The organism is Moorena sp. SIO3B2 (genome assembly GCF_010692525.1).
Taxonomy (GTDB): domain Bacteria; phylum Cyanobacteriota; class Cyanobacteriia; order Cyanobacteriales; family Coleofasciculaceae; genus Moorena; species Moorena producens.
In genome coordinates, this window is record NZ_JAAHHE010000373.1 from 1 (window position 1) to 5,667 (window position 5,667).

Genomic DNA, 5,667 nt, shown 5'->3' on the forward strand with positions numbered 1-5,667 from the left:
TCGCGAGTCCCTACAGTAGCTGGATCTTTGATGAAAGTACAACTCGTATGCCCGAATTTACTGCACCGGGCCTAGGCCGCGAGAGCAACCTGGTTACGATCGATGTCGATCTAAAAGAAAATGCTTCCGGCGTTCTCTATGCCTTGGGAGGTTCCAGTGGCGGTTTGAGCTTGTTTATGGACAACGGAGTGCTCAAGTATGAGTACAACATGCTGCTCCTAGAGCGTTATCAGGCTGCATCATCTGAAACGATCCCTGCTGGCGAGCACACCATTGAAGTAGAAACAACCATCGAGAGTCCCTATTCCCCAGGTGAAGTGGTATTGCGAGTGGACGGTTCAGAAGTCGGCCGAACCACGATCGAACAAGTCGTCCCGGGAGCCTTCACTGCCAGTGAAACCTTCGATGTCGGCACCGATCTGGGCGCACCGGTTTCGTTAGACTATGCCGATCGCGCTCCTTTTGAGTTCGACGGGACGATTAACACTGTGAAAGTGGGTATGACAAATTCAGCTGAACCTTACCTTTCACCCTTACTCCCGGCTGTCTTGGACTAGAAGAATGCTGATAGTAAAGGAATTGTAGTTACAGGGTGGGCAATGCCTAGGCATTGCCCACTCTTATTCATCTCATCGCCCGAACTAAAACGAAACAGTTCAACCGCTCTGGGATCGCCCCGATCGCCCTCTTAGATTACTTTTCTTGAATATCCATGTTTTTCTCCTTGCTTCAGAAGAATTTAACTCGTGATCTTGTTGGCATTTTGCTGGCGGTCTCCCTCCTTTTCCTCTTCCCAACCGTCTTCACTTCGTCACCTTTGGCTTTTGCCGATTCTCCCTGTCCTGAAGGTATGGTGTCGATCCCTGGGGGAACCTTTACGATCGGCTCCGACACCTACTATCCCTCAGAGCGTTCTGCTGTTGATGTGACCGTGGATAGTTTTTGCATCGATCGCCACGAAGTTACCAACGCCGACTATCAAGCATTTGTCCAAGCTACAGGCTACCTCACCGTTGCCGAACGTCCCCTGGCCAAAGACCAATTCCCTGGCTTAACCGAAGCGCAACGACAGCCCGGTTCCCTGGTGTTTCAGCCCCCTGCACCGGGTATCCAACAAGTAGCTTATTTAAGCTGGTGGGATTGGGTCGTTGGTGCTAATTGGCAACATCCCTACGGACCCGACAGCACCATTGAAGGTTTTGACAAGTACCCTGTTGTTCACATTGCCTATGAAGATGCGGTTGCCTATGCCGATTGGGTGGGTAAAACGCTCCCCACCGAAGCCCAATGGGAATATGCAGCACGGGGTGGTCTTGACACTGACACCTCGATCCCTGGTGAACAATATGCCCCTCACAAAGCCAACACCTGGCAAGGCTTCTTCCCCTTCTTCAACACCAAAGCCGATGGCTATCTCGGTCCTGCCCCGGTCGAATCCTTCTCTCCCAATGGTTACGGTCTGTACGATATGCTGGGCAACGTTTGGGAATTAACCGCAGATTGGTATCGTGTGGGTCATAGGGGGAAAGATCGCAGCCTCAATCCATTGGGACCGGATCAAGGGAGTAGTTTCGATCCGGAAAAGCCTGATCAAGGGGCACTCCATGTGATTAAAGGCGGATCTTTCCTCTGCGCCCGAAATTATTGCAGCCGTTATCGTCCTGAAGCACGAGAGTCCCAAGCTCCTGATACAGGAACCAATCATGTGGGTTTTCGTTTAGTAGCGATGCCTTGGCACGATGAAGGTTCGGGCTGAAATCCTTGGCAAGACAGACCGCGCGATCGACATCCTTCTGTCTATCCCAAAGTTAGGGCTGACTGCTGTTCGCGTAGCGTGCTCATAGCACATATGCTTACCTTAATTAATTTTTAAACAGCTATGGCTGGTGCGTTACGGCGCTCCTGGCGTCAACTCTACACTGTTGGTAGTTGATTACACCGCACCTAACGCACCCTACGGGATGATTGATTAATAACTGGTTAATAACTGGTCACTGAATGCAGCCTACCAGCCTTGATCAGCCTGTTGTAAAACATAAGCAGCTACATCTTCAATTTGGTCGGGTTTTAAACGACCACCAAAGCGAGGCATAGATCCTTTGCCGTATGTTACTTGTTTGATGATAGCTGCAGCAGAATACATGCCAAATTTCTCCAGGGCGCTCTTGCTCAGATTTTTCATGGGTATGACTCTGTTTACACCGCCCTGATGACAAGCATTGCAGTTAGCGTTAAATACCATTTTCCCTTTAGCCGCATCACCAGCAGCTAAAGCGGAATCAGGGAAGCTCAAGGTTATTAAAGCGAAAACTAGCAGAATCGCAATTAGTATTTTTTTCAAAGTGTTTCTCCTCTTAGTATGGCGTTGAGCCAGATATTAGCGTTCACTAAGAGGAGGAACTCTGTCAAACGACAGGCTGTCAAAGTTATAACAAAAGTTAACAAAATAAGGTGGGCATTGCCCACCTTATCCCTAGAGATATATTGTGTAATTGATGCAACTATTTCACAATAACTGTGCCCTTCATACCTGCACCACGGTGGGGTTGGCAGTAATAGCTGTAAATTCCAGGTTGATCAAATGTGGCTGTAAACGATTCACCTATTTTGTAGACAAGCTTTTTGTGAGATTTGTCTGCTGCATCTCCCTCGAAGATTACGTTGTGAGGAGGCATCTTCGTATTAACCCACTTAACGGTATCTCCAGCAGAGATGGTAACTTTATTTTTATCAAATTGCATAGGAGAACCTTTAGTCGAACCCATTTTCACTTCTACGGTAGCTGCAGTAGCAGGTGCTACGGACATCGCAAAGGTGGCGATAGCCAGTAAGATGCTAGCAAGAACTAAACCTAGTTTTTTGAACATTTTCTTGATTCACTTGCCGCTGAATACCCCATCCCAGTTTGAGCGGGGAGGAAGCCGGGCGGCGGATACAGCTTCCTTTGGCTAAACGAGCGATTGAGCAAGGCAACAGGGGGAAACCCCCATTCGCGCTTTGCATCAAAACCATGACGAATATTTGGTCGTGGTAACTATTTTAATATTCAAGTATGACAAATTGTCAAACTTTTTTTTGGGAATAGTGATTTTGTTAAAAATCTCAACATGGCTATGGTCTTGAGAGCCTCTGAGCCTCGTGATTGAGCAATTTACAATAAAACAGAGAAAGGTAAGCATTCAGCTATCAGCTATCAGCTATCAGCTATCAGCTTTGGGCCTGTGGCTGACGGCTGTTCGCGTAGCGTGAGCTTTTAGCTCACGGCTGACGGCTGAATGCTTACAAAGGAAGTCTTAGCATCTAACTATCAAGCAACATCCATGAGTCAAACCGAACAAATCCTATCCCAGTTACCTGGTGATGTTCTCGGACGCCTGCGCAATGCTGACAAAGTCTGGAAAGCCTTACGAGAGGGTACAACTGAGATCCCAGAGGTGATTACAGAAACCGAAGAGGGATTAGGCACCCTAGACTTGGATGTAGTAATCTGTGGCGGTACCTTGGGAATTCTGATTGGTGCTGCTCTACAACAGCGAGGCTGGCGAGTTGCGGTAGTTGAACGGGGGGTTTTGCGCGGTAGAGACCAAGAGTGGAATATCTCTCGCCAAGAACTGGAGGTATTCCTGGAACTTGACTTACTCTCAACGGCGGAATTAGAGAATGCGATCGCATCCGAGTATAACCCAGCTCGGATCAGTTTTTTCCAAGGTCCTGATTTCTTGGTAAACGACGTACTCAACATTGGTGTTGACCCAGTCTTTCTGCTCGATACCCTCAAAGCCAAATTTTTAGCTGCTGGTGGTAAGCTCTTTGAAAAGACATCATTTACACAAGCAACCATTCATCCCGATGGCGTCTCAATCGGCTTGAAAGTTAACCCTTTGGAGGTTGAAAGGTTGAAGGTTGACCCGTTGAAGGTTGACCCGTTGGAGGTTGAAAGGTTGAAGGTTGACCCGTTGGAGGTTGAAAGGTTGAAGGTTGACCCGTTGGAGGTTGAAAGGTTGAAGGTTGAAAGGTTGAAGGTTGACCCGTTGGAGGTTGAAAGTTCTAACTTAGAATCTGCCAACGTCGAACCTTCAACCGATACAAACCTCGAACCTTCAACCGATACAAACCTCGAACCTTCAACCGATACAAACCTCGAACCTTCAACCGATACAAACCTCGAACCTTCAACCGATACAAACCTTCAACCTTCAACCAACACTAACCTTCAACCTTCAACTCAAACAAACCTTCAACCTTCAACTCAAACAAACCTTCAACCTTCAACTCAAACAAACCTTCAACCTTCAACCCAAACAAACCTTCAACCTTCAACCCAAACAAACCTTCAACCTGTAACTGAAGTTAAAGCTCGCTTACTGATCGATGCCATGGGACATTTTTCCCCAATTGTTAAGCAAGTCAGGCAAGGTCAGAAACCAGAAGGGGTTTGTTTAGTGGTTGGTAGCTGTGCTCAAGGCTATCCTAAAAATGACATGGGGGATTTGATAGTATCCTTCACTCCTATCCAAAATCAATGTCAATATTTCTGGGAAGCATTTCCAGCCCGGGATGGTAGAACAACCTATTTATTTACTTACTTAGATGCTAATCCCGAACGTCCTACTTTAGAATTTTTATGTGACGAATACTTCCGTCTCTTACCAGAATACCAGGGAGTAGAGTTATCCCAACTTGATTTTAAACGAGTACTGTTTGGCTTTTTTCCTTCCTATCAAAAAAGTCCCCTAAGAATGCCTTGGAATCGGATTTTACCTATAGGGGATAGCAGTGGTGGGCAATCACCAGTCAGTTTTGGTGGATTTGGTTCCATGGTCAGACATTTAAAGCGTCTAAGTAACGGAATTCATGAAGCCTTGGAGTATGATTTGCTAGACCGGAATGCCTTAGCCCAACTACAACCCTATCAGCCTAATATTGGCGTAACCTGGATGTTTCAACGGACGATGAGTGTTGGCATCAAGCAACAATTAGCACCAAATCAAATTAATCAATTACTCACTGGCGTATTCCAAGCCATGGCAAACCTAGGAGATGATGTGCTTAAGCCCTTCCTCCAAGATGTAGTGAAGTTTTCAGGATTATCTAAAACCCTATTTGTGACATCATTAACTAAACCAGGATTAGTTGTGCCAGTGATTCCTCAAGTAGGATTAACCATGCTATTGGATTGGATGGTTCATTATAGTAATTTAGCTGTTTACAGTAGTTTGTATCCAGTAGGTAAATTACTCAGTGGCATGTTGAATACCTTGCCACCGAAACCAAAATATTATTACCACCGTTGGCTAGAAGCATGGCGCTATGGGTCTGGGGGTGATTATTAATTTTAGGTTTTAGGTTTTAGGTTTTAGGTTTTAGGGAACAGGGAGTAGGTAATAGGCAATAGGCGTAGGGTGTGTTAGGGACGGGCTCGCCCTGATTGTCACGGTCGCCAGGGTTGGGATAGCCCGTCCCGTAACGCACCACCGGCCCTTTGAATAATATGCATCCAGCCAGGATTGATGATCGTGATATTTTTGGCATGATGGAAGGCGTAGTGGCGTGGCACAGCTAATTTGGTGCATTAGATTCTAGGTCTTCATCAAGTTCAAATACAGGATATAGGTGTTTAAGTTTGACTCGTGCATCTTCGGTAGTAAATCGCCAAACGACCTTGGC

At 46.5% G+C, this 5,667-nt stretch carries 4 protein-coding genes and 1 pseudogene; 3 read left to right on the forward strand and 2 right to left on the reverse strand.

What is annotated here, in order from left to right; translation table 11 throughout:
* A pseudogene (locus F6K38_RS33935) lies at positions 1-557 on the forward strand (arylsulfatase); the annotation flags it as partial.
* 155 nt (positions 558-712) lie between these two features.
* Positions 713-1,756: a formylglycine-generating enzyme family protein gene (locus tag F6K38_RS33940; RefSeq protein WP_287359497.1), complete on the forward strand. Its 1,044-nt coding sequence runs from the start codon at positions 713-715 to the stop codon at positions 1,754-1,756.
* Between the two features lie 249 nt (positions 1,757-2,005).
* Here the strand turns inward: F6K38_RS33940 and petJ are convergent, their stop codons facing one another.
* Together petJ and petE are read right to left on the reverse strand one after the other, a co-directional pair.
* Complete coding sequence (petJ, locus tag F6K38_RS33945; RefSeq protein WP_287359499.1) at positions 2,006-2,341, reverse strand: cytochrome c6 PetJ; 336 nt, start codon at positions 2,339-2,341, stop codon at positions 2,006-2,008.
* Between the two features lie 160 nt (positions 2,342-2,501).
* On the reverse strand, positions 2,502-2,867 hold the full coding sequence (petE, locus tag F6K38_RS33950) for a plastocyanin (RefSeq protein ID WP_287295197.1): 366 nt from the start codon (positions 2,865-2,867) through the stop codon (positions 2,502-2,504).
* 453 nt (positions 2,868-3,320) lie between these two features.
* Here petE and F6K38_RS44520 point away from each other — a divergent pair, with 453 nt between their 5' ends.
* Positions 3,321-5,333, forward strand: a complete 2,013-nt coding sequence (locus F6K38_RS44520) for a hypothetical protein (protein ID WP_287359502.1) — start codon at positions 3,321-3,323, stop codon at positions 5,331-5,333.
* Positions 5,334-5,667: the final 334 nt, after the last annotated feature.